Raw genomic sequence first — 270 nt, 5'->3', positions numbered from 1 at the left:
AGGGCGCTTAGCTCAGTTGGTAGAGCGTCTGCCTTACAAGCAGAATGTCGGCGGTTCGATCCCGTCAGCGCCCACCAAGCCTTTACGTTAAGACTTTAGTGCAGCGGTAGTTCAGTTGGTTAGAATACCGGCCTGTCACGCCGGGGGTCGCGGGTTCGAGCCCCGTCCGCTGCGCCACTTAAGTTTTAATATCGTTTGCCACAATAGTGACTTTGTGAAAGTGCAGCGGTAGTTCAGTTGGTTAGAATACCGGCCTGTCACGCCGGGGGT

At 55.2% G+C, this 270-nt stretch carries 2 tRNA genes; both read left to right on the top strand.

Annotated elements, in window-relative coordinates:
• The first annotated feature begins 1 nt into the window (after position 1).
• Positions 2-77: transfer RNA gene (locus tag IAE19_RS16505), tRNA-Val, on the top strand.
• 23 nt (positions 78-100) lie between these two features.
• Positions 101-177 (top strand) — tRNA-Asp (locus IAE19_RS16500).
• Positions 178-270: the final 93 nt, after the last annotated feature.

It is taken from the genome of Acinetobacter sp. S40, from assembly GCF_016624705.1.
In the GTDB taxonomy this organism is placed as follows: domain Bacteria; phylum Pseudomonadota; class Gammaproteobacteria; order Pseudomonadales; family Moraxellaceae; genus Acinetobacter.
This window is presented reverse-complemented; position numbering and strand designations above follow the sequence as displayed.